This window comes from Exiguobacterium sp. 8H, from assembly GCF_902506255.1.
Taxonomy (GTDB): domain Bacteria; phylum Bacillota; class Bacilli; order Exiguobacteriales; family Exiguobacteriaceae; genus Exiguobacterium; species Exiguobacterium profundum.
This window is the reverse complement of record NZ_LR733429.1, coordinates 2,527,727-2,550,221: the sequence shown is the minus strand read 5'-3', so window position 1 is coordinate 2,550,221 and position 22,495 is coordinate 2,527,727. Positions and strand designations below refer to the sequence as shown.

Genomic DNA, 22,495 nt, shown 5'->3' with positions numbered 1-22,495 from the left:
CTCCTTTTGAGAACGACACCGGTTCACATTCTATACACTCGGAATGGTCGTCTGCGGTCTTCTCGTTGCGATGTTCTCATGAAAAAACTCAGCCTCTGACGCGTGTCAGGGGCTGAGTTTCTGTTTACGATGTGCTTGTCGTAACTCTCGATTGGTCACGTGCTCCGGGTCCGCTTCACGTAGTTTACGATCCATCGGCACGTACAAGATGAGAAGCGGAATGATGCCAATCAATGCGACACCGAGTAGTTCTTGCATCGAATCGAATACGAACCACGTGAGGAAGGTGAATACACCAAGTGACACAAACATGGCGACGATGATTTGAAATTCTCGACGAACGAGACGTTGGTATTCCTCGTCTTCGTTAAATGTACGTAACAACTTCATCCGTCGCCACGCTTGATAAAGCATCGGCAATTGGGTCACGAGGAAAGAGAAGGCAACCGTCGTCACCGTGACACCGTTTATGACCGAAACAACGAGAAAGAGAAACAGGCCGATGATGCCAAATAGTGTGCTGATCCCTCGTGTGTCGAGATCCTGTTCGACCATTTTGGGGAGACGCTCTTGTTTATTCATCACGCTTCACTTTTTCGTTTCTTCCGTTGTAGCTGGACATGACCGAGTTCGACACCCGTCACGTGTAACGGATCGATTTCTTTTAACTTGCGGTCGATTGGAAAACTGAGAATCAACAGAACCATGATTCCAATAAATGCAACGATGACGAACATGAACAATGAAATCCACTCAAGCTCCACACTGGTAATCAGTATGAGAACAAGTAACGGCGAGGTAAGACCCAATAAAAATTCGGATCGCACGAGTTGTTGATACCGTTTGTCTTCGTTAAATGACAGTAATAACTTCTTGCGGTGCCATGATTTATATAGGGCAGGAAATTGTCCGAAAAAAATCATGGCATACAACAAGAAGACGTTCGTCGTCCATATATAGAAGAAGGTCAAGACGATGGCCCCAACCAATGGAAGGGTCAATTGTTTCTTTCGTTTCTTATCATCCTTCAACATCCGTTCTAATCTAACTTCATGGTCTACCATCGAATCCCCCTCATGTGTTTTCGTTATTTTTCTATACGAAAATTATTCTCAATCAGTTTCATCCCTTACTCTTCTCCCGATTCATCAATCCCAACAAACTCTCGACCACGTGCTCGTCATCAATCTTTAAAATCTTCCAGTCGACCCACGACTCGAGAATGAGGCAACCCGCAATCAGCGTCGCACAGCCCAGGCTTAACGTATCAAGCGATATGTACTTCAGTGCATAGAGCGCCATCGTCGATATGACACCAATTAAGAGGATAAACTGAATCATACCTTTTAAATAGATGAAGCGCTGGTACGTGGATGAGTCATTGAACTGTAAAAACAACTGGATTTTATGCCATGTCGCCACCAGAAGCGGCATGAGCATCGCCGCACAAAAAATGAACAGGGATAGGCTCATTCTGGAATTATTGAACAATAGCCAAAGCGCTGTCACTACACCGATGATAATCACTAGTAGCGGACCTTTTTTAGTCCATGCTTTGTCGTACAAGTATTCCATTCGTTCTTCACGTAACACCTTTCACACCTCCAAAAGTAAAAAACATCCAATTTATCGATATCTATATCTTAACAATCTATAAGCAAACTTTCGAGGTTTTCCCATTAAAAAGGAAAAAGCATCTGACGATTGTCAGATGCTGATTAATTTGAATGCCGGCGAAGGAGTCGGAATAAAAAGATTCCAATCATCGTCAACAACCCTAAGTTTAGAATTGTCCATCCCATGTCCATCACTTGTTGCATATCATTACCCCCTTCTATCCTGTTCTTCTAAATTATACATGTCTTTTCAAAAAAAGATTCGGTCAAATTGTTCTTTTTATCCTTTTTTTCCTAATGAGTCAAAAGTTTTGGTTACATCTGGTCAATCAACGGAATAGAAGTCAACGGTGATGGACCCAATCTGTCATACTCAACTGAATCGACAGCAGCATGGACAAACTTGTTCAAAACGTGGAACTTCTTTTTAACATTTAACTCGCTCGATTCATCGACGCGCGAGTTGGTTTTACCTTTCCACTCAACTGAAATACGAGCACCCCACCAACGATTAACACAATCCCGACGACCGTTTTCCATGTGAACGGGACGGCCGTCAATCCGAACCACCCTAACGTATCCCAGAGGAGCGCGAATAAGATTTGAGACACCATAACGATTGAGATCGCGTAACTCGGCCCGAGGCGCTCAACCCCTTGCGTCACACTCATGACGACCCCGACGCCGAGGATTCCGCTGAACCAGTACCATGTCTCCATCTCCTCTACTCGGAACAAGCCACCACCTTCTTGAAACAACCCAATGAGTAGCGATGCTAAAAATCCAAGACAGAGAACGAGCGTCGTCGTCGCCCATGCTCCGACACGCTTCTTGACGTTGGCGTTAAACGTGTTTTGCACACAGACGAGCATCCCGCCGAAGATGGCAAGCATCATGCCAATCACCATGATTCTCCCCTCCTATTCATAAATGCTCTCCCCGACAATCTCCAACAAACCTTCCCGATCGACGAGCGTGATTACCCGCCGATTTCGTTCAATCACTCCTGCCTCAACGAAACGCCGGAGCGTCCGATTCACATGACGATAACTCGTCCCAATCAAATCAGCGATATCCGTCAATTGGTCGACAGTCGAGCCGAGTGTTTGGTCATTCGGCGTCATCGATAACAGATAACTCGCCAAGCGCACTTCGACAGGGTAAAACAAGTTGAAGCTGAGTGATTGAGATTTTCGTTCAAATTTTCTTGTGATCTCTTCTAATAAATAGTGTAACCACGCAACATCGTGGTGGGCATGTCGAACCAAATCCTCGAAGCGAATGACAAGCATCTCGACTGACGTGACCGCCTCGACCGTATTCAAAAACGGGGTCCGCTGAATATATTCGATGTCCCCGATCAAATCGAGCGGATATTTGAAGGAGAGGACGAGGCGCTTCCCGGTAGCGGAAGTATGGGAAACGCGAATCTTCCCCTTCACTAAGAAACGGAGATGTTCTGCTTCATCACCTTGCGTACAGATGACGTCCCCCGGCTCGTATCGGACGAGCTGCAATTCGTTCTGCGCAGCGACAGGTAAGACAGTCAATTCAAATTGCTTCACATACGCGTCAACCATGCACGTTCCCCCTACCATTTTAATAAAATGACTCCTGCGATCATCATGAACACCCCGAACAACTGCATCCCGTTCAACTTCCGTCGCACCATTCCGAACCAGCCGCGCCAGTCGATGACGAGTGCGAGCGCCAACTGTGCGATGAGATACAAGGAAATCGTGAGCGTGACCCCGAGCTCGTGGACGGCCGTCATATTACTAAATAAGATAATCGCCGCAAATGCCCCACCAGATAAATAGAGCGGCTTCACGTGCCGCATCTCGACATACGTGCGGTCCCAGAGCACCAGCATGACGAGAAGTGCGACGACGAATCCTGTGAATTGTGTCAACGTCGCCGCTTGCCACGTCCCAATCTGCGAACTGATTCGCGCATTCGCAACACTTTGTAACGTTAGAAAAAAGCCTCCGCTGATTGCAAATAACACTCCCCGCATCGTTCTCCCCCCTTAAGATAAACGAATCAATACAATTCCAATGACCATGACAATCAGACTGATGATTTGCACACCAGTGACCGGGTTCTTCTTCGCTCCGAACCAACCGAAACGGTCAATCAGTAAGCTACCGCATAACAGTCCGACAATGACGATGATGACAGCGATCCCTGTCCCGACAATCGGTACGATGAGGACGTTTCCTCCGATGAAGAGCGCCCCAATGATCCCACCGAGCCAAATCCACCACGGTTGACCTTTCAGTTGACCGAGCGGAACCGGTTGGCGTGAGACGAGTAAAATGAGTAAGAGCGCCAACGTTCCGACAACAAAAGAGACCAATGCCCCTTTCAGTGACGATTCGAGCACCGTTCCCAAATAGCCGTTAATGGCCGTTTGCGTGGCACTCATCATCCCTGTGAAAATCCCAAACAGTCGCCACAGGTTCAGATTCCCCGTGTCCGTTTCCATGGAGACGACCAGCTTGCCTCTTCGGCGGTTGAGCCAGTCGGATAAAGCGACCGTTCCGATGACTCCTAATAAGACGAGCACGACTCCGAACAAACGAAGCGCCGTAATTGGATGTTCGACAGAATGGAACCAACCGAAATGGTCAATCAACAACCCCATCAAAATCTGTCCAAAAATCGGCATGATGACCGTCTGGACACTCCCGAGTCTTGGAAACAGCAAGATATTTCCCGTTAAGAACAAGACCCCTAACAGTCCGCCAATCCACATCCAACCCGGACCTTCCTGAATCACCGAGCCGTCAAACCCGAATGACTGTCCGGTCAATAAGAGCAAAAGGGACAAAAAGATCGTCCCTACCATAAACGATAAAAAAGATGCAACGAACGGGGAGCCGACCACCTGACGCAAACGTGAGTTGACACTCGTCTGCATCGGCAATAAAATCCCAATCGTCAATCCAATCAAAATAGCTAACATGAATGTCTTCCTCGATTCTTCTAGTAGTTCTGTGTACATTGTCAGCTTACGCCTCCGTACCGAAGAAGAAAAGGACCGATGTCCTCAAACAAAAAACGAACCCTTCTCAGGCGTTCGTTTTGGATTCACGGAAGCGTTGATCGCGCGCTTCACGCAATTCTTTCCCTCGTACATGATGCGAATCGAGTGATTGTAAGTTTCGATTGATGACATAAGGTGCCAGAATCGACATCACACCGATTCCGAACAGCCCGGCAATGGCGACGACGGGAGACAACGAGTCGGCATAATAGGCAGCCAACAAGCAGATGGTCAATACGAAGCAGAGCCACTGGATGCCAAAGTCTGTATACACCAGACGTTGGTAACGCGCATCCTCGTTAAAGGTCAGGAGCAGTTTTGTCTTCCGCCACTCAAAACAGAGATACGGAAAGAAACTGATGAAGACGAGGAGTGGAGCATAGAGTTTGGACTGCGTGGCAATCACGAGCGTCATCACGACCGTCGCGATGGCGACGCCCCACCCCCAACGCCAATGACTGTCATCTTGCTCCATCAATTGTTCAATTCGCTTTTCTTTCGTCAGCATATGTACTCCTTTCATACGAGCGGTAATGCTTTGTCACCTCATCTCGTGTTGGTTGCTCCGGGTCGGCTTGTCGCAATTGTTGGACGGTCTGATAGTGCGTCCATGCTAACATGACGATGCTTAGACCGAAGATAATCCATGCGACGGGTGCAATTTGCAGACGACTGAAGAGAACCGCTACTGTGACCGCTCCAATCCAGTAAGAATAGAGGCGATACAAACGTTTTGTCAGCAAGATGCCTCGACCTGCCGTGAAAATCTGTAAGACACGTCCTTCTTTGATCGTCAGTCCTATGAGTAGGACAGCCGTGAGGACCGAACCGATTCCCCATATCCACCATGTGTCAAAGCCGAGCACAAAACTGTTACAAAAAATAAGGGCTCCTGTGAGCCAAAGGTGGAGGGTTTCTCGTGACTGCCGATATCCTCCGATTACTTGAATCCGTTCTTTCTTTGTCATGACTGCTTACGACCTTTCCTTGAAATATCATCTAACGTATGTTTCAAACGTTCCCGGTTTGACCGAGCCCACTCGCCTGATGTGACGTGGTGCTCATCAAGCGCGGACTGTTTTCGATCAATCCAAAGTGGAATCAATATGAGACACGGTCCGCCGATTAGTAGCGTCCAACTCATCCACGGTAAGATATCGATTCCGTTGAAATGCAACCCAATCAAAATCGTGAACCAGATCAAACTCATCAACATGACAGAAAAATCGATACGCAATAGACGATGATAGCGTGTCGATTCGTTGAAGGATTGCTGTAATATCATCTTCCTCCATTCAAGCCATGTCGTATAGAGAAGTGCGACACCGGGTAAAAGAATGCTATACGGACTCCATGTCGAAAGAAAATAGATGGATACGCCTAGCATGACTACGCTCACGATGATGTTGAGACGAGTATATCGTTTCTCAAACTGTTCAATTCTTTCAAATCGCTCTGCTTTGTCCACGGTATCACCTCAGTCTTTCACGAAGTCGAGTTTGATTTCGCGGCGCATCGGCTGTTCTTCGTCATACTGCGGCATCTGCCGGTCGAGCATTTTCTGTGCGACTTGCAATAAGATGACCCCGCCTAAAAAGACGACGAAAAGCGACCATGCCGGCCAGTTAATCAAGACGATTAATGGGAAAAGAATTGCCAACAAGACGAGGAGTCCCATCTCCGACACATACTGCCAATCGATGATGCGCTTTGCTTGTTCTACAGCGGTCAACTTCCTGACGAAGCGCCGCTCTCGTCCGATGGCGAACAACATGCCTGCTAATGTGACCCCTAATGGAATGATATACTTTGACGCACCGTCAGACTGAAGTGCAAGAAAGACGAACATCCCGGTAAGAGCTGCCAGTCCCATTCTCCAAAAGAGCCAACGCTGTTGATAACGATAAATCGTATTAATCCGTTCTTGTTTATTCATCTCATTCATCCTTTCAGAATCGTCGAATCTCGCGACGTGTCGGTTGCTCCGGATCGAGCCAGCGGATTTGTTGATCGAGCTTCTCTTGAGACCATAAGATATAAAGCAATGTCCCACCGATAAGAACCGCTGGAATCCAAGACCATTCCATGATTCGAATGGCTAGCGGATTGACGAGTCCTAGCAATGCGATAAAGAGGAAGTCCAGATGATACTGCAGTATCACAACACGTTTCACCTGTTCTTGCTCCGACAATTGACTGATCGTCTCTGCTTCATGCGAAAAGAAGTAACGAGTCGCAAGTAACACTCCGCCGATAATGGCGAACCCAACCCAAATATTCCCGTCCGTTCGTATTAAAAAGTAGACCGCGAGAGCAGCTGGAATTGCTAGAAAAAGTCGTTGCAAAAGTCGCTTTCGATTTGATTGTTTGATTATATGTAGTCGTTCTTGCTTATTCATCTTGATTCACCTCTTATTCCACTATACGGTATGAACACGAGAAAAGTTCCGTTATTTTACATTTTCGTACCAAAGTCATGTTTCTTGACGATATGAACTTCTCGCCTTATAGTTTAGTTAACTTAACTATATTTTAAAGAATGAAAGTAAGAGGTTATTAACATGGGTTTATTGAACAATTCCCGATTTATGTTTACCTGGTTATCCGGAATGACGCTCACGCTCGGGTTTTCGATTTTCTTCTTGAGCGTCTCGTGGTTGACGATCGATGTGTTGAAGCAACCAACGCTTCTCGGGATTATCTTGACTGCGGTCTCGTTGCCGCGTGTCGTCATGATGGTGTTCGGCGGTGTGTTCGCCGATCGATTCCAAAAGAGTCGCTTGTTATGCTTAACAAATATCGGACAAGGCGTGTTGATGTTAATTGTCGTTGCGCTCCATTTCGCTGACGCGTATTCGGTGACAGCCCTCTTGATCATCTCCGTATTGTTTGGTCTTTTAGATGGCATGTCTTACCCGGCACTGTCATCACTTATGCCTTCAATCGTATCAGGTCAACAGTTGCAACGGGCGAACTCCCTTTTCCAAGGGTCGCTCGAGTTGATGTTCGTCATCGGCCCGTTCCTTGCAGGGATCCTACTGACGTGGGGAAGTTTTGGTCTCAGTTTCGGCACAGCGGCTTCCTTGATCTTCATCTCTGCGATTTTGATCATGCCGCGGCTGATTCAAGATCACATTCCCGAGGTCGCGCCGCTCTCACCGAAAGATGTACTCGTTGATTTGAAAGAGGGCATTCGTTACGTATCGCAAACACCTGTGTTACGTAGTGGGACGTTCGCCATTGCCATCGTCAACTTGTTCGTCATGGGACCACTCATCATGAGTATCCCGATTCTCGTTGGTGCGGTCGGAGGGACGGCTTTTGATTTAAGTATCATCGAAGGGGGGCTCGCAGTCGGGACGTTCGTCGCAAGCTTCCTGATTCTATTCCTGCGGACCGTTCATCGTGGACGCTTCGTCTTCCGCGCACTGTTTCTGACACTCGGCGCCTTCTTCCTCTACACGCAAGTTCAATCGATTCCACTTCTCGCCGTCGCGGCTTCTATGAGCGGATTTATGATTATGCTCGTCTACTTGCCGACCGTCACCATCATGCAGGAACAAAGCGACTCTGACAAAATTGGACGCGTCATGAGCATCATGTCACTCGCCGCTTCTGGCCTGGAACCGATCGCGTTCGCCATCTTATCGATTCTTGTCGCCCTGGCTGTGCCGATTCAAACGCTCTTATTGGCATTTGGTATAATCGGATTAGTGTGTGGTGTCCTCTTATATCTCCGGAGCGAAACGTTCCGACGGACACCGTAAAGAAAGGATGAATGACACGTTGAATGAAACACGAAAGCAACAAGTCCTCACGATGTATCGTCAAATCGATGAGCTGGACTTGTTGTTCACGAAATATTTCACGGAACTGAACGAATTCGAGCTGAGCTATCAACAAGAACAGATGTTGCTTCTCTTTAAACGCCAAGAGACGTGGACGACGACGGAGATTGCGACGAAGATGTCCATCTCAAAAAGTGCCGTCAGTCAGGTGCTCAAAGTGCTCGAGCAACGTGACTTCGTCGCGCGGGAAAAGAATCCTGAGAACCTTCGAGAAAGCTTCATCCGACTTGGTCCGAACGGTCTGGCGTACTCGAAACAAATCGATGCGATTGAAGAGCGCCTCGCTGAAGAGATGTTCTCCGTCCTTGAGGATGACGAGATGAAGATGATCAACCGTTCGCTCGCGTTGATGATTCAGAAATTCAAATGAAAAAGACAAATCGCCGCTAGTCGGACGATTTGTCTTTTTCTTTATACCAACCCTTTTACGATTCGATTCGCCGACCGCAATGCCCCTTCGATATGTCCCCCGAACTGCGTATCCGTCTCCGAACCAATCAAATGGAGACGGTCTCCGAGCTCAATCGGACCGTAAGCCGGGAATGCTGTGAGCGGCAGGAGGTCGTCAGATGTCGCTGTCTCTGATTCTGTCGACCAGTCCATAAAGTGAAATCGCAAGAAGTCATTCGCTTTCGGACCATACAGCTTCTCCAGTTGTTCGATGACACGCGTCTTTACTTGTCCTTCTCCTAACGCTTCCCGTTCTCCCGGTGACAGACGGAAAAATCCGAACAGCGCACCTGGTCCATCTATCAGAGAAGCGTCATGAATCTCTTGAAGTGGACCGACCCAGCTCATCCCAAAGCCAGACAGACCTTCTTCTCGCCAGAACGGTGTCTCGTATACGATGAGCGCTTTCGCCTGAGAAGCCATCCATGTGGGAGTCGTTTTGAGCGCTTTTCGCGTTTGCGCTGACAATGCCGGTTCAATTGCCACTTCCGCAACGAGACGGGGTGGAATCGCAAGGATCACGTCGTCCGTGTGATGCACCGAACCATTTTGAAACGTCAGTTGGACTCGGTCCGACTGTCGCTCGATCGAGGTCAGGCGATGCCCAAGCCGAACGATGTCATCGGGCAACTTCGCATGCAGAGCTTCCACCAGACTCGTCATCCCACCGACTAAACGCTTGGATAAGACGATGCTTTCTTCCGGTAACACATGTCGTTCCGGTGCGGTCGTCGTTTGACGTTCGAGCACCATGTGTCCTGTCGTATGTTGAACAAATGACTCGAGTCCGAGTGTATCCACGAGTTTAGAGATGGTCTTCTCCGTATCCGGCCAATACCATGTCGGTCCGAGGTCATAGCCGTCCTTCGTCAAGATACGACCACCAATACGATCACGTGCCTCAAAGATGGTGACGTCATATCCTTTTTGATGAAGTTGGGTCGCAGTATAAAGTCCGCTGACACCAGCTCCGATGATGGTGATTGATTTCATGTGGATTCTCCTTTGTCGTCCGTCTCTCCTCGATTATACTGAGATAGATGGTTTTACATATGAAAGGACGACATTAATTGAAAAATATGTTCTATTATCTATTCTTCCCTTATATCGTATTGATGCGCATTTTGTACCGTTTTATTCAAACTAAGGGTCGGATGACTGTGGCGATGTGTCTCGTTTCATATCCCATATGGTCTCTATTTTTATTCGACCTCATTCAATGTTCGACCGCAATCGAATTTGTCATCATTATGTACGTATCAAGTGCTTTATATGTCCCTTATTTCTTCTTTGACACAGACGTGAAGCGAAGACGACCGAACGGATATATCCCAATCGAGGAGCGACATCATTAAATCCAATCTATTTCATTCAAATAGTCTAGAAGCTGTTGATTTGTGATGTCATCTTGTCTCAACAGCACTTCTCCTTGCTCTACTCGCGGATCTTCCGAGAAATAAAGTTTTAAAATCGCCAAGCACGCTTCTACAGTCGCCGCAAAACTCTCGTCCTTCACGTTGATCGTTAAATACCAACCTCGGATGACGCGCTTCACGATGGAGCGTTTCTCCAGATGAGACATCTGTCCACGAAGCAATTTCGACTTGGCTGCTTCAATTGAAGAAATCAAGTCCTGGTTCAACGCCTCACTCACACGAACATCCGGCTTCATGCGCGGGAATTGAATCGAGACATCTTCCCCGTCCACACATGTACAAAGATGTCTTAGCCAAAAGCCCCATTCAAAACGATTCGCCGGATCCAGTGCCACATCTAGACGCCCGATGTCATAATCGATTTTAATGACTTCCGGATGTTGCATTAGCAATTGCTCCGTCTGCTCCACCAATTCTGTCGCATCGACGTCCTCATGCACGAGCACCGTCAAATCTAGATCCGATTGCCCAGCAACAGCTGTCCCGCGACCGATGCTTCCATAAAGATATATGCTGTGTAGCTGTTCATCGAATGCTTCTTTCACCAATTCGATTGCTTTAAAAAGGACAGTTTCAAACTCAGGCTGTATATGATGGATGGACGTCTGGTTGATGACATAACCCGCATCGTCCGTACCAAGTCGGGTCGGCCGTTTCATAGATACGTACCGACTCGTTGAAATGTAGTAAACGTCATGATGTATCGAACTCCTTTTTTTCGTTTATGCATGTCGGATTTGAAATGCCACGGTTCCCCCTTTCAAACAGGTTATATTTGGAAGTATAATGAAGACGCAGAAAAGGAGGTATGTCTATATGAACTTCATCATGGTCTTTTTATTCGGACTCATTTTCACCGTCTTGCCAATCGCTGTACTAATCATCGGTATTTTGTGGATTCGCAATGTCGTGGCACGTTCTGAGAAACGAGCAGACGAGCAACTCTTCATGGAACGTGAACGTTCGAAGCAGATACAAGTATTAATCGAACGTCTCGACCACATCGAACAACAATTAGATTCGAACACAAAACGCAGCTGACTCAGGTTAGCTGCGTTTCGTCTGATCTCGCTTTCCATTTAAACGGTTTAGATCGAATGAGTCCGAGCTTATGTCCGATTCGCCATCCAATCCCTCTCACTCGGTCAAACCATTTGTCACCGCGACCGACGAATGGCATGACAGCTCGAACTTGCATGAGATCGATACGATGGGTGACATACTGATATGTCAAACCGACATTCGGTTGGTTCGCGATCGATGCCTCACACCACGTACGGTCAAAGATGCGCTCCCATGACTTCCGAACAACTTCAGTCGAAAAATATGAATCCTCAAAGTCATCATATTCATCGTCATAGTTTTCAAAAATATATCCGTTACCTAAGACGATATGCCAATATTGAAATTCTGATGCTAAGATTGCTTCATCTGGAATCTCAACCGTTAAGACAATTCCTTTCGCACCTTGATCAATATGTCCATCCCTGCCTAAATCGGGAAACTCGTCCCAACACCAGATTGGATAGTTCCCATTCAATGAGATGCCGGTACGCTTCTCGTATTGTTCAACCATCCAATCGTAAGACATTTTAAAATCCTCAAAATCAGGATCCATGAATAGTGCGTGTTCTCCACTTGCCTCAAGATATCCCTTTTCCAAAGCCTGATGCCACGCAGCTTCATGCTGGTATGTATAATAAATTCCCAATGCCTTTCAATCCTTTCATCGTTCCTCTTCGGCTAGTTTAAAAGATTTCAGCAGAAGAACTACGATAAAAAAATAACCAGGTTATATTATATGATGGGTCTGAATGATACAGGTGAAGATAGATTAATCAGGGACGAGGGACGACCGTATTCCATCGATTCGTCGATGAACGTCTCTAACGTGCGTACATTCTCCGTCACCACTTTGACGAGATAGCTATATTGTCCGGCTAAGCGATGACATTCGATCACAGACGGCTGTTGACGACAAAATTCACGGAACGCCTCACAACGATGGGTGTCGTAAAGAATAAAGGCAGTCATATGTTTGTCCATCTTTTCGGGATTGACGATGGCCCGGTATCCTGTAATGACTCCGCGTTCTTCAAGTCGCTTCACCCGTTCGGTCGCAGCAGGCGTGGATAATCCAATCTGTCGTCCTAATTCGGTCATCGAAATCCGGGCCTGTTGTTGCATCACTTCAAGAATATGACGATCAATTTCATCCATTTGGCATTCACCTTTCAAAATAAAGTGAAACGGTACATAATCCGTTCTTTCTTAAGTCATTCGCTGAAACTTCCATCAAACCTCTATGTATCTGTATTCCTCCGTTGCATACACTTGAAGTAACCAATTCAAGGGGGAATCAACATGCAAAAAATAGTCGTTCCATTACTCATTATCGATGTCCAACAAGCCTTTCACGATCCAAGCTGGGGCAACCGCAACAATCCACAATGTGAAGAGAATATCGCGCGGTTGATTGAAGCTTGGGAAAATCAAAATCAACCGCTCATCTATGTCCAACATGTCACGAACGTTCCGACCTCACTCTTCTATTTCAAAAAAGACGGTCATTTGTTCCAAGACTTCATTCAACCTCGTGAACAAGATATCATCCTAACAAAACAGGTGAATAGTGCCTTCATCGGAACGGATTTACAAGAGCGACTCGAAGCACTTGGTGCGACACAGATGGTCATCACCGGATTAATCACGAACCATTGTGTCGAGACGACCGCACGGATGGCAGGAAACCTAGGCTTCAGTCCAATCGTCGTCTCCGATGCGACGGCAACGTTCGATCGACAATCGATCAGCGGGACATGGATCCCTGCAGAGGTCATCCATGACGTGTCGCTCGCTAGTTTGAATGAAGAATTTGCATCAATTCAAACCACGGAAGCTACGCTCCAGCTCATTCATCAAAAAGAAGTACAGTCCTTCTCATGAAGGCTGTTTTTTTTGATGTCATCCTGCTTGACCTTGAAGCGCATAAACGAACGTCAGCATTCGTCCCGGTATTCTTGCCGATATCGTGTAAGACAAATCAAAGGGCAGTCCATCTATGCAAAGTTATATTACCTTCAAGTAATGGTATATGACCTTCTCCTTTTCTAATCTTGCGTGTTTCAATCAACTTGGCCGGCTTTTCCCCGACTGTACAATCGATGCGTCACATGACATGCATCAACTTGCTTCAATTTGCGGTCAAGGCTCTCGGATGCGACGATACCAAATAAAACGAGACTACAAGCCAACAGCAATCCCGAAGCGTAACCTTCTCTAAATAAAATCATCATACTCAAGAGTGTAAATAGTACAATCATTCCAAAACCTAGAGCACACTCATACCAGACGAGTCGTCGATATCGTACGCTTTCGTTAAATGTCAAAAGAGTATTCGTCCGAAACACAAGCTTGATACAAGCCGTGACCGGAAATAAGCCGATGAACCAAGTCATTTCGGCTAACCGTTGATAATCGTTCCAGTAAAACAGAGCACCACTGAAGACAATCAAGAGCCCTACTTGAATCGCAAGACGGGTCGAGCGTTTTCCAGATGCGTACATATGATTGAAGCGTTGTTTCGTTTCACTCATCCACTCACCTCACGACACAACTTTTCGTTTCATCTGTCTCCAATGCACAAACGCATTCGCAAACCAGATGATTGTTAGTAGCGGAAACATGACGTTCATCCAGTTCGCACGTTCTATGTGGAATAAGGGAATCGCAAGAAAAAGAGCCAAGTTCAATATACCTGCTACGAGATACATGACGAATAGCAATCGGTGATTCGATTTCATCTTGAATCTTCCGCACTCAAAACCGGATACTTCACTGCGTTTTTCACGAGCTTGTCTTCAATTGCTTTCGAGACATCAATTCCGGCAGCGTGAGCGAACGTCAACGCGTAAATCAACACGTCAGCAAGCTCCTCTTCCATCTCCGTCTTCTTCGTCTCAAGCGCTTCTTCACTTGACACCCACTGAAATACTTCAAGCAACTCACTTGCCTCGAGCGACAGGGAGAGTGCTAAGTCTTTCGGATTATGATGGAACGCCCAATCGCGATCATCTCTGAACCTAATAACCTCGTCCATTAATCGTTGTACTTCGTTCATACTCTTCACATCCAATCCATTTAATATAAATCATCTTTTTAACTACATATAAAAGTTAAATTATGTATAATAAAGGTACAACTAAATGTATTCAAAGGGAGTGTTTACATGATTAAAAAAAAGAAATATAAATTAATCCGACGTGGTGGTTATTGCTACGTATGCGGAGATACTTTTAATTATCTTTGTGACGACTGCGGACATTGTAGATGGTGTTGTACTTGCTAAAATAAAGCAGAGTAAGGCGTATGATATTCTTGTCATACGCCTTACTCTTTGAGATTATTTATCACAAATTTATTTCCACTTATTTTTTTGTAGACTTATTTTCTGCTGTACGGGATTTTCCAGCATCGCTTCGCTTAGCTCTCCATTTCCCATCCGAATTTTTAGATCTAACGTTTCCGGCGGTAGGACCAGTTTTTACAATCGGTCCTTTTGTATCTTTAGGACTAGGCATATGAATTCTCCTTACTATTAATTTTTATTTATTACATACTTTAGAGCAGCTTTTAGTTCCCCATCAGATTTATCATGGAGTTCTTCAAGACTCTCCAAAGTATAATAACTAGATTCAATTTTCTTCACATATTCGGATATTAATTTATTTCTTTCTTTGATTTCTTTACCCAACGCTAATTTATATGTTCCTCCTGCATCTGGGTACTTTTTTATAAGAGTTTCATATGAAAAATTTTGAGATTTCACTAAACTAAGAACTCTATCTAGCTCATCTTCTTTTCTTTCTACTTTTTTCATATGAATATCATGCTTCTTTTCAATATGTTCAGAAGCAGACTCTATAGTTCTTGAAACTTTCCCTCCGGATTTTTTGTCTAAATACTGGATAACTATCTCTCCTACAAATTGGACAAATAAATTCATTATGTTTCACCTCATTTATATATACTTATATATTACATTAAATTCAATATTAATGGATTTATTAATAAAAAAATTGGTAAATAATTTCTGTGAAAATAAGTACTTTATATCATATATTTATATAAAAGTAATTAAAGAGTAGGAGGGATTCGGTGCTTACTTTTCAAAATGTCTCGGTTCACCAACAAGACACACTCATTCTCGAAAACATTTCATTTACGATCCACCCAGGTGAGTTGGTGGCTATCCACTGTGGCGTCATTTCCCGAGAAATCATTTTCGGTCTCATCAGTCAGGAGATCAAGACATATACCGGGAACATCGACCACGCTTCAACGCTGTCCCTCTTCTCCATCCGGGACGGTTTATACGACCGACTCACCATCGAGGAATATTTACGCTTTACCAAGCGCCTATATGATTCAACTGACTCGGTCGAATCGGTGATGCAGCAACTCCAACTCACGACTTACCGCAAGCACCGCCTCCACCGTCTCAATCGTTCCCTTGTCAGACGCACGCAGTACGCCGCGTTGCTTCTCCAAGACCGTGACCTGTATGTGTTTGAAGAACCGGATCAAGACGTGGACCAAGAAACACGACACCTTTTACGCGATACGTTACAGACATTGACGTCGAGACAAAAAGCCGTCCTCGTGTTGACGAGCAACATGGAGAGTGCGCTCTTCATGACATCGACCGTTTATCGGATTGATCATCGTCACTTGCGCCTGTTAGATGTGGAACCAGAAGATGCAGGTGATTCGGAAATTTCATCTGAGATTATCCACGTCCGTTTCGAGAAGATTCCAACGAAAGTGAACGAAAAAATTATCTTACTCGATCCTCCTGAAATCGACTTCATAGAGAGTCAGGACGGACAGTCGATTCTACATAGTCAATCGGATCAGTTCCCGAGCGTCTTCACGATGAACGAGCTCGAGACGCGTTTGACTCCGTACGGTTTCTTCCGCTGCCATCGGTCATATCTCGTGAACTTACAACGTGTCCGTGAGGTCATCACCTATACGAAAAATAGCTTCAGTCTCGTCTTGGATGATTCAGAGAAGACAACAATTCCGTTATCTAAGACAAAAATGGCAGAATTGAAGACGATGATGGGGCTCAAATAGTCTCCATTCACAGTTCTATTCACTTCATTCAACTCCTGATGAGCGCCATTTATCGCCATTCGAGTGCGGTCTTTCCCCATTCCTTATACGATAGAGGCAAGCAAGATGACATCGACAAGGAGGAACGGGAATGGAACCAATCATTCAAGTGAACGGGTTAAAGAAATTGTTTGGAAACGAGGAAGCGTTACATGATGTGACGTTTACAGTTGGAAAAGGAGAAGTGTTCGGCTTCTTGGGACCGAGTGGTTCTGGAAAGACGACAACGATAAAAATCTTGACGTCACAACTCGCACAGACGGCCGGTGATGCTACCGTATTCGGTGTGCCGGTCGCCGACTTGAAACAAGAACAGTACCGTAAACGTATCGGCGTGTTGACGGACAATAGTGGTCTCTATACACGACTTTCTATAGAAGAGAATTTGAGCTTATATTGTGACCTCTATGATGAACCGAAGACCCGGATTGATGAGGTATTGAACATGGTGAATCTCAGCGGGGAACGAAAGAAACGCATCGACAAACTCTCTAGAGGCATGCTGCAACGGGTGACGCTCGCACGCGCCCTTCTTCATGAACCAGAGCTCCTGTTTCTAGATGAACCGACATCGGCTCTCGATCCGGTCAACTCTCGACATATCTATAAAGGGATTGAACGGTTGAAGGCAAACGGAACGACCATATTTTTAACGACCCACGACATGCAAGAAGCCGAAGAGCTGTGTGACCGTGTCGCTTTTTTACATCAAGGGTCGATTCAATTACTCGATGCTCCGAACGTATTGCGCAGGAAATATGCGACAGGATCGATGCGAGTTGAATTGAACAACGGTCAGACGCATGAAGTGACACAAACCGACGAAGGCGCGGACTGGCTCCATAAACAGATGCGTGCTAAAAATATCGCGTCGATCCACTCCAATGAACCGACACTCGGCGACATCTTTATCGAAGTGACAGGGAGGAAATTATCATGACTTTTTCAATGAAACGCGCACTCGCCATTTTCCAAAAAGACTACAAGGATTTGTCTCGAAACTTGTTCGTCTCGTCGACCTTGATCATGCCGCTCTTCTTCGCCGTCTTCTATTCGCGAATCGGTGACGGCGGCGTCGATATCACGTACTTCGTCATCAACATCACGTTCAGCCTCGTCGCGATCTTTGTGCAGTGTGCATTGATCGCCGAAGAGAAAGAGAAGAACACGCTTCGCGGGCTCATGTTGTCCCCGGCGAGTACGCTCGACATCTTGCTCGGAAAGAGCGCTCTCACATTCGTGACGACGATGATCCTCATCGTAGCCTCGTCATTTTTGATGGATTATGCTCCACAAAATCTGGCTGTGATCGCCCTCGCGCTCATCGTTTCAACATTCTTTTATATCGGAATCGGAACGATGTTCGGCTTGATGACGAAGACGGTCATGGAAGCTTCATTGATTGTCATGTTGCCGTTCTTTTTCTTCTCGTTCTCACCGATGTTGTTACCACTACAAGATCGTTTCGCCATCATCGGAGTGCTTGAGTATTTACCGAACGTGCTCTTGATTGATGTAGCTCATCAAGTGGACGACGGTGCGAACTTCGGTGCCGTCGGGCTAGAGCTCGGTTTGCTTACGGCGTGGGCGCTTGCTGCATTCGTCGGTAGTGTCGTGATGTATAACCGGAAACAGACAGACTGAATGTTAAGACCATACAAAAACAGGACTACGCATCGTAGCCCTGTTTTTCGTTATCCTTGTTACAGGAATGGATTATTCTCATCGCTTAATCGGATTCGAAATAGAAGAAATGGAACAAATAGAAGACTCAAATAGCCTAATGTAAATAGACGCTGAGTTTCACCAGAAATATATTGCGTGTGTCCACAATTCGGACATGCTTTTCTGTCTTTGGAAAATCCAAGTGACCATACCTCTTTCATTTTCCATTTATAGTGACAATTCGTGCAATGTGGTGCCATCGAACCCCCCCTCCTTCGATCATTACGAATGAAGGATAAGTAGGTTTCAATTTGAAGATTCATTATTGAAGATGGTTATGTCATGTTCTAACATCCATTCAAGTCTTGTCTTATACTTTAAAGTCTCTTCCAATAATAATAACTTCCCGGGATACTATAAAATTGTTTATGAGTTTTATCATAAGTAAGAACATAGTCAATTATGTTGTATGCAGTCCCTACTCCTATTGTACCTTTTAAAACTGATGAAGCGAATTTTTTCACTGCTGCCACACTCATCTTTTTACCTGAAAAAGCTTTTATGAGAGCATCGATACCGCCCAATCCAAAGGCGCTAATCAAAGTACTACGCTCAATGTTAATCAGAGAGTCTACCTTTTTCGTATATTCATTAAATTTTGTATTGTATTTAGGTATTTTCTTTTCCATAGTACTGTATCTAGCCAATCCTCCCCCATTAGAGTATTGAATATAACTCATACCGGCAACCGAACTAGTTTTAACCCATTTACCACTTGCACTTGCTAAAGAAATACCTTGTGAAACGCTGCTCACTTGATTATATGTAGTTCCATAATCTAAATTGTCAACTTCACTAGTTTGATTTGCTATTTCAGATTCAATTATATTCCCTTCGGAATTAAAAACCGTTTCAAAATTTTCAACTAGTATTTCTTCATTGTTTGCAATCAAATACTTATACGTTTTTACTTTATATAAACTTATATACTCATAATATTTATATAAAGAACCTTCCTCATTAACTGTATAAATCATAACTTCGTCAGTGTCTTTAAGCACATTTACTTCAGAAAACAGATTATATTTTTCCTCTTCTGCTGAAACTGGTGTAAGCATTTGAACATTCGAGATAGAAATTGAACTAACTAGTACTAGAGATGTGATTAGCTTTATTTTTTTCAATTTTAACCCTCCTTATTTAATTTCTATATTATACCACCAGTAATCATTAATTAAGTTCTTAATTACATTTAAGTAAATATTATCTATAAAAGAAAATAATAAGGGCCAAAGGGTGTATTTAATTTATTTCCAATATATAAAACAAAAAAACCATTCACCAGCTTTCGCTGATGAATGGTTCTCATTAAGGCGTATGACTTACATCATACCGCCCATTCCACCCATGCCGCCCATGTCAGGCATTGCAGGGCCATCTTTTTCTGGCTTGTCTGCGATGACGGCCTCCGTTGTGAGGAACATCGCTGAGACAGATGCTGCGTTTTGGAGTGCTGAACGCGTCACTTTCGCTGGGTCGACGATACCATGTGCGATCATGTCGACATATTCGCCAGTTGCCGCGTTGTACCCGACACCGACTGACTCGTTCTTAAGTTTCTCGACGATGACCGAACCTTCTTCACCCGCGTTTTCCGCGATTTGACGGACCGGTGCTTCGAGTGCACGAAGGACGAGTTTCACACCAGTCGCTTCGTCCGCTGTCACTTCTGCAAGGAGCGCACGAACGGCTGGGATGACGTTGATGAGTGATGTACCACCACCTGCAACGATTCCTTCTTCAACAGCTGCACGTGTCGCGTTGAGTGCGTCTTCGATGCGGAGTTTACGCTCTTTGAGCTCTGTCTCCGTAGCTGCACCGACTTTAACGACGGCTACGCCACCTGCGAGTTTCGCGAGACGCTCTTGGAGTTTTTCACGGTCGAAGTCAGACGTTGTCTCTTCGATTTGGTTACGGATCGTTTGAACGCGGGCTTTAATCGCGTCTTCGTTCCCTGCACCTTCGACGACAGTCGTTGTGTCTTTTGTGACGACGACTTTCGATGCGCGACCGAGCATGTCGAGTGATGCTGATTTGAGATCGAAACCGAGGTCTTCTGTGATGACTTGACCACCTGTGAGTGTCGCGAGGTCTTCAAGCATCGCTTTACGACGGTCACCGAATCCTGGTGCTTTGACGGCTACCGCGTTGAACGTACCACGGAGTTTGTTCAAGACGAGTGTCGCGAGGGCATCGCCTTCGATATCTTCTGCGACGATCAAGATCGGCTTCCCTTGTTGCACGACTTGCTCGAGCACCGGGATGATTTCTTGAATGTTTGAGATTTTCTTGTCTGTGATCAAGATGTACGGGTTGTCGAGTGACGCTTCCATCTTGTCAGAGTCTGAGATCATGTATGGTGACAGGTAGCCACGGTCGAACTGCATCCCTTCAACGACATCGAGTTCTGTCGTGAAGCCGCGCGATTCTTCGATTGTGATGACACCGTCGTTGCCGACGCGCTCCATCGCTTCTGCGATCAATTCGCCGACTTCTTCGTCCGCTGCCGAGATAGCCGCGACTTGTGCGATCGCTTCTTTTGACTCGATTGGTTTCGAGATGGCTTTCAACTCTTCAAGCGCACGTGTGACCGCTTTGTCGATTCCTTTACGAAGGATCATCGGGTTCGCGCCCGCCGTGACGTTCTTGAGTCCTTCACGAATCATCGCTTGTGCGAGGACTGTCGCTGTTGTCGTACCGTCCCCTGCGACTTCGTTCGTCTTCGACGCAACTTCAGCAACGAGTTTCGCGCCCATGTTTTCGAAGCGGTCTTCGAGTTCGATTTCTTTCGCGATTGTCACACCATCGTTCGTGATGAGTGGTGAACCGAATTTTTTCTCGAGGACGACGTTACGTCCTTTTGGTCCAATCGTTACTTTGACTGCGTCAGCGAGTGCGTCGACGCCGCGAAGCATCGCGTGACGTGCATCTTCTGAGAATTTGATATCTTTTGCCATCGTTCATTTCCCCCTAAAAAAGTTTTTGAATAATGGTGCTTAGCCTACGATTGCGAGAATATCGCTCTCGCGAACGATTAAGTACTCTTTTCCATCATGCTTCACTTCGGTACCTGCGTACTTCGAGTAGATGACCAAATCATTTTCTTTCACGTCGAGATCGATGCGCTTGCCTTCGTCCGTCACGCGGCCTGTACCGACTGCGACGACTTTCCCTTGTTGCGGCTTTTCTTTCGCCGTATCAGGAAGCACGATGCCCCCGATCGTCTTTTCTTCTTTCTCCACGACTTCGATGATGACACGATCGCCTAGTGGTTTTAACATGGAAAAACCCTCCTCCGAATATGAATGATGTAATGTGTATCGTAAGGTTTTAGCACTCAGTTAAAAGGAGTGCTAACATTGATAAGTGTAGTATGAGCCGATTAAAAAATCAAGTGGGGAACATTAAAAAATGCTCTTACTCGCGGTCAAGAGAACTTATTTGTTACAATGAGAAAAAGGTAGGTTCACTCTTATGATTAAGGACGTGTTGAATTGGCTACACTAAACTCAAACCAATCGATAAATACCCGTTTTTCGATGGCGCCTAACATTCGTCTCCGGCACCTCACCCCGATTTTACTATATGCGTTCGTCCAGCTATTCCCGCTCGTCCTCAGTGAAGTACGACCGGAATGGCTAACAGAAACGTTCGTCGGGCTCTGGCTCGCCATCGGATTCGGTGTGACGATTGTTCTGTCAATCTTGCTCATCTGGCCAGACTTGAAACAATACAAAGCCCAAGGTATCCAGTCGAACTTGAACGACACGGTCAAATGGATCGGGCTCGGGATTTTGATGCAATACGGGCTCGTCATCGTGGCGAACTTGATTGAGACGGCCATCTCGGGCGAACTCGTCGAATCGATGAACACACAAAACATCGCTGATATGGTGGAAGTTATTCCACTGATGATTTTGCCGGTCGTCTTGCTCGGACCAATCATCGAAGAGATTCTTTTCCGTCATATTTTGTTCGGGAACTTGAACGCACGCTTTGGGTTCTGGATCGCCTTTGGTGTCAGTTCGATCTTATTCGCACTCATCCACCAAGACAATCGCTTCCTCGTCTATATCGCGATGAGTTTCGCGTTCTCTTACGCGTATGCGAAGACAAGACGATTGATCGTTCCGATCGCCATCCACGCGTTTAACAACGCGCTCGTGATGCTCGTACTATTTTTAATGTAGAAAT

General features: G+C 45.7%; 33 protein-coding genes. 9 read left to right on the top strand and 24 right to left on the bottom strand.

Annotation, left to right across the window (positions count from 1 at the left end; all coding sequences use genetic code 11):
- Window positions 1–105: 105 nt before the first annotated feature.
- The 12 genes from GVY43_RS13355 to GVY43_RS13300 all read right to left on the bottom strand — a co-directional run bounded on the left by GVY43_RS13355 (window position 106) and on the right by GVY43_RS13300 (window position 7,064).
- Entirely contained in the window at window positions 106–582 is a 477-nt protein-coding gene (locus GVY43_RS13355; RefSeq protein ID WP_159563435.1) for a hypothetical protein, read from the bottom strand.
- Complete coding sequence (locus GVY43_RS13350) at window positions 582–1,064, bottom strand: hypothetical protein (RefSeq protein ID WP_159563434.1); 483 nt, start codon at window positions 1,062–1,064, stop codon at window positions 582–584. The genes GVY43_RS13355 and GVY43_RS13350 overlap by 1 nt, the downstream gene beginning before the upstream one ends.
- A gap of 58 nt (window positions 1,065–1,122) precedes the next feature.
- Window positions 1,123–1,593, bottom strand: coding sequence for a hypothetical protein (locus GVY43_RS13345; RefSeq protein WP_159563433.1), 471 nt, complete (start codon window positions 1,591–1,593; stop codon window positions 1,123–1,125).
- Between the two features lie 457 nt (window positions 1,594–2,050).
- Window positions 2,051–2,524 carry a DMT family transporter gene (locus GVY43_RS13340; RefSeq protein ID WP_159563432.1) on the bottom strand — a complete coding sequence of 158 codons (474 nt, stop codon included), beginning with the start codon at window positions 2,522–2,524 and terminating at the stop codon, window positions 2,051–2,053.
- Between the two features lie 12 nt (window positions 2,525–2,536).
- Window positions 2,537–3,196 (bottom strand): Crp/Fnr family transcriptional regulator, encoded by a 660-nt coding sequence (locus GVY43_RS13335; RefSeq protein WP_159563431.1) that lies wholly within the window; start codon window positions 3,194–3,196, stop codon window positions 2,537–2,539.
- 11 nt (window positions 3,197–3,207) lie between these two features.
- The gene (locus tag GVY43_RS13330) at window positions 3,208–3,633 is read right to left on the bottom strand and encodes a DMT family transporter (protein ID WP_159563430.1); all 426 of its coding nucleotides are present in this window, start codon (window positions 3,631–3,633) and stop codon (window positions 3,208–3,210) included.
- 12 nt (window positions 3,634–3,645) lie between these two features.
- Window positions 3,646–4,623, bottom strand: a complete 978-nt coding sequence (locus GVY43_RS13325) for a DMT family transporter (protein ID WP_159563429.1) — start codon at window positions 4,621–4,623, stop codon at window positions 3,646–3,648.
- Window positions 4,624–4,690: 67 nt separating this feature from the next.
- Window positions 4,691–5,173, bottom strand: coding sequence for a hypothetical protein (locus tag GVY43_RS13320; RefSeq protein ID WP_159563428.1), 483 nt, complete (start codon window positions 5,171–5,173; stop codon window positions 4,691–4,693).
- Entirely contained in the window at window positions 5,148–5,633 is a 486-nt protein-coding gene (locus GVY43_RS13315) for a hypothetical protein (protein WP_159563427.1), read from the bottom strand. The genes GVY43_RS13320 and GVY43_RS13315 overlap by 26 nt, the downstream gene beginning before the upstream one ends.
- Window positions 5,630–6,133, bottom strand: coding sequence for a hypothetical protein (locus tag GVY43_RS13310; protein ID WP_159563426.1), 504 nt, complete (start codon window positions 6,131–6,133; stop codon window positions 5,630–5,632). Before GVY43_RS13310 ends, GVY43_RS13315 begins: the two co-directional genes overlap by 4 nt.
- Before the next feature lie 9 nt (window positions 6,134–6,142).
- The gene (locus GVY43_RS13305; protein WP_159563425.1) at window positions 6,143–6,601 is read right to left on the bottom strand and encodes a hypothetical protein; all 459 of its coding nucleotides are present in this window, start codon (window positions 6,599–6,601) and stop codon (window positions 6,143–6,145) included.
- 13 nt (window positions 6,602–6,614) lie between these two features.
- Window positions 6,615–7,064 carry a hypothetical protein gene (locus GVY43_RS13300; protein WP_159563424.1) on the bottom strand — a complete coding sequence of 150 codons (450 nt, stop codon included), beginning with the start codon at window positions 7,062–7,064 and terminating at the stop codon, window positions 6,615–6,617.
- Between the two features lie 162 nt (window positions 7,065–7,226).
- Here GVY43_RS13300 and GVY43_RS13295 point away from each other — a divergent pair, with 162 nt between their 5' ends.
- Both GVY43_RS13295 and GVY43_RS13290 read left to right on the top strand, forming a co-directional pair.
- Complete coding sequence (locus tag GVY43_RS13295; protein WP_159563423.1) at window positions 7,227–8,432, top strand: MFS transporter; 1,206 nt, start codon at window positions 7,227–7,229, stop codon at window positions 8,430–8,432.
- 19 nt (window positions 8,433–8,451) lie between these two features.
- On the top strand, window positions 8,452–8,883 hold the full coding sequence (locus tag GVY43_RS13290; protein WP_031424557.1) for a MarR family winged helix-turn-helix transcriptional regulator: 432 nt from the start codon (window positions 8,452–8,454) through the stop codon (window positions 8,881–8,883).
- Window positions 8,884–8,924: 41 nt separating this feature from the next.
- Here GVY43_RS13290 and GVY43_RS13285 read toward each other — a convergent pair whose 3' ends face one another.
- Window positions 8,925–9,956 (bottom strand): FAD-dependent oxidoreductase, encoded by a 1,032-nt coding sequence (locus GVY43_RS13285; protein WP_159563422.1) that lies wholly within the window; start codon window positions 9,954–9,956, stop codon window positions 8,925–8,927.
- 77 nt (window positions 9,957–10,033) lie between these two features.
- Between GVY43_RS13285 and GVY43_RS13280 the strand changes: the two genes are divergently transcribed.
- Entirely contained in the window at window positions 10,034–10,318 is a 285-nt protein-coding gene (locus GVY43_RS13280; RefSeq protein ID WP_159563421.1) for a hypothetical protein, read from the top strand.
- Here GVY43_RS13280 and GVY43_RS13275 read toward each other — a convergent pair.
- Complete coding sequence (locus GVY43_RS13275; RefSeq protein WP_159563420.1) at window positions 10,315–11,058, bottom strand: nucleotidyltransferase domain-containing protein; 744 nt, start codon at window positions 11,056–11,058, stop codon at window positions 10,315–10,317. The genes GVY43_RS13280 and GVY43_RS13275 overlap by 4 nt on opposite strands.
- A gap of 157 nt (window positions 11,059–11,215) precedes the next feature.
- Between GVY43_RS13275 and GVY43_RS13270 the strand changes: the two genes are divergently transcribed.
- On the top strand, window positions 11,216–11,440 hold the full coding sequence (locus GVY43_RS13270) for a hypothetical protein (protein WP_159563419.1): 225 nt from the start codon (window positions 11,216–11,218) through the stop codon (window positions 11,438–11,440).
- A gap of 1 nt (window position 11,441) precedes the next feature.
- Here GVY43_RS13270 and GVY43_RS13265 read toward each other — a convergent pair whose 3' ends face one another.
- Together GVY43_RS13265 and GVY43_RS13260 are read right to left on the bottom strand one after the other, a co-directional pair.
- Window positions 11,442–12,110, bottom strand: a complete 669-nt coding sequence (locus GVY43_RS13265) for a DUF3841 domain-containing protein (protein WP_159563418.1) — start codon at window positions 12,108–12,110, stop codon at window positions 11,442–11,444.
- 86 nt (window positions 12,111–12,196) lie between these two features.
- Entirely contained in the window at window positions 12,197–12,619 is a 423-nt protein-coding gene (locus GVY43_RS13260; RefSeq protein ID WP_159563417.1) for an Lrp/AsnC family transcriptional regulator, read from the bottom strand.
- Window positions 12,620–12,763: 144 nt separating this feature from the next.
- Between GVY43_RS13260 and GVY43_RS13255 the strand changes: the two genes are divergently transcribed.
- On the top strand, window positions 12,764–13,345 hold the full coding sequence (locus tag GVY43_RS13255; RefSeq protein ID WP_159563416.1) for a cysteine hydrolase family protein: 582 nt from the start codon (window positions 12,764–12,766) through the stop codon (window positions 13,343–13,345).
- 179 nt (window positions 13,346–13,524) lie between these two features.
- Here GVY43_RS13255 and GVY43_RS13250 read toward each other — a convergent pair whose 3' ends face one another.
- The 4 genes from GVY43_RS13250 to GVY43_RS13235 all read right to left on the bottom strand — a co-directional run bounded on the left by GVY43_RS13250 (window position 13,525) and on the right by GVY43_RS13235 (window position 15,404).
- Window positions 13,525–13,995 carry a hypothetical protein gene (locus tag GVY43_RS13250; protein ID WP_159563415.1) on the bottom strand — a complete coding sequence of 157 codons (471 nt, stop codon included), beginning with the start codon at window positions 13,993–13,995 and terminating at the stop codon, window positions 13,525–13,527.
- 9 nt (window positions 13,996–14,004) lie between these two features.
- A complete protein-coding gene (locus tag GVY43_RS13245; RefSeq protein WP_159563414.1) occupies window positions 14,005–14,202 on the bottom strand; it encodes a hypothetical protein in 198 nt (65 codons plus the stop codon).
- Complete coding sequence (locus tag GVY43_RS13240) at window positions 14,199–14,519, bottom strand: nucleotide pyrophosphohydrolase (RefSeq protein ID WP_159563413.1); 321 nt, start codon at window positions 14,517–14,519, stop codon at window positions 14,199–14,201. Before GVY43_RS13240 ends, GVY43_RS13245 begins: the two co-directional genes overlap by 4 nt.
- A gap of 477 nt (window positions 14,520–14,996) precedes the next feature.
- Window positions 14,997–15,404, bottom strand: coding sequence for a hypothetical protein (locus tag GVY43_RS13235; RefSeq protein ID WP_159563412.1), 408 nt, complete (start codon window positions 15,402–15,404; stop codon window positions 14,997–14,999).
- 152 nt (window positions 15,405–15,556) lie between these two features.
- Between GVY43_RS13235 and GVY43_RS13230 the strand changes: the two genes are divergently transcribed.
- From GVY43_RS13230 to GVY43_RS13220, 3 genes are all read left to right on the top strand, one after another.
- Window positions 15,557–16,537 carry a LytTR family transcriptional regulator DNA-binding domain-containing protein gene (locus GVY43_RS13230; protein ID WP_159563411.1) on the top strand — a complete coding sequence of 327 codons (981 nt, stop codon included), beginning with the start codon at window positions 15,557–15,559 and terminating at the stop codon, window positions 16,535–16,537.
- A gap of 130 nt (window positions 16,538–16,667) precedes the next feature.
- A complete protein-coding gene (locus GVY43_RS13225; RefSeq protein WP_074034792.1) occupies window positions 16,668–17,516 on the top strand; it encodes an ABC transporter ATP-binding protein in 849 nt (282 codons plus the stop codon).
- Window positions 17,513–18,220 (top strand): ABC transporter permease, encoded by a 708-nt coding sequence (locus GVY43_RS13220; protein ID WP_159563410.1) that lies wholly within the window; start codon window positions 17,513–17,515, stop codon window positions 18,218–18,220. The genes GVY43_RS13225 and GVY43_RS13220 overlap by 4 nt, the downstream gene beginning before the upstream one ends.
- Window positions 18,221–18,279: 59 nt before the next feature.
- On the opposite strand, the gene GVY43_RS13215 is transcribed toward GVY43_RS13220, so the two are convergent.
- The 4 genes from GVY43_RS13215 to groES all read right to left on the bottom strand — a co-directional run bounded on the left by GVY43_RS13215 (window position 18,280) and on the right by groES (window position 21,582).
- Window positions 18,280–18,501: a TIGR04104 family putative zinc finger protein gene (locus GVY43_RS13215; protein WP_159563409.1), complete on the bottom strand. Its 222-nt coding sequence runs from the start codon at window positions 18,499–18,501 to the stop codon at window positions 18,280–18,282.
- A 117-nt stretch (window positions 18,502–18,618) separates the two neighbouring features.
- On the bottom strand, window positions 18,619–19,425 hold the full coding sequence (locus GVY43_RS13210) for a hypothetical protein (protein WP_159563408.1): 807 nt from the start codon (window positions 19,423–19,425) through the stop codon (window positions 18,619–18,621).
- Between the two features lie 198 nt (window positions 19,426–19,623).
- Window positions 19,624–21,258, bottom strand: coding sequence for a chaperonin GroEL (groL, locus tag GVY43_RS13205; RefSeq protein WP_159563407.1), 1,635 nt, complete (start codon window positions 21,256–21,258; stop codon window positions 19,624–19,626).
- Between the two features lie 39 nt (window positions 21,259–21,297).
- On the bottom strand, window positions 21,298–21,582 hold the full coding sequence (gene groES, locus GVY43_RS13200; RefSeq protein ID WP_015880602.1) for a co-chaperone GroES: 285 nt from the start codon (window positions 21,580–21,582) through the stop codon (window positions 21,298–21,300).
- Between the two features lie 213 nt (window positions 21,583–21,795).
- On the opposite strand from groES, the gene GVY43_RS13195 reads away from it, so the two are divergent.
- Window positions 21,796–22,491 (top strand): CPBP family intramembrane glutamic endopeptidase, encoded by a 696-nt coding sequence (locus tag GVY43_RS13195; RefSeq protein ID WP_078146181.1) that lies wholly within the window; start codon window positions 21,796–21,798, stop codon window positions 22,489–22,491.
- Window positions 22,492–22,495 lie beyond the last annotated feature (4 nt).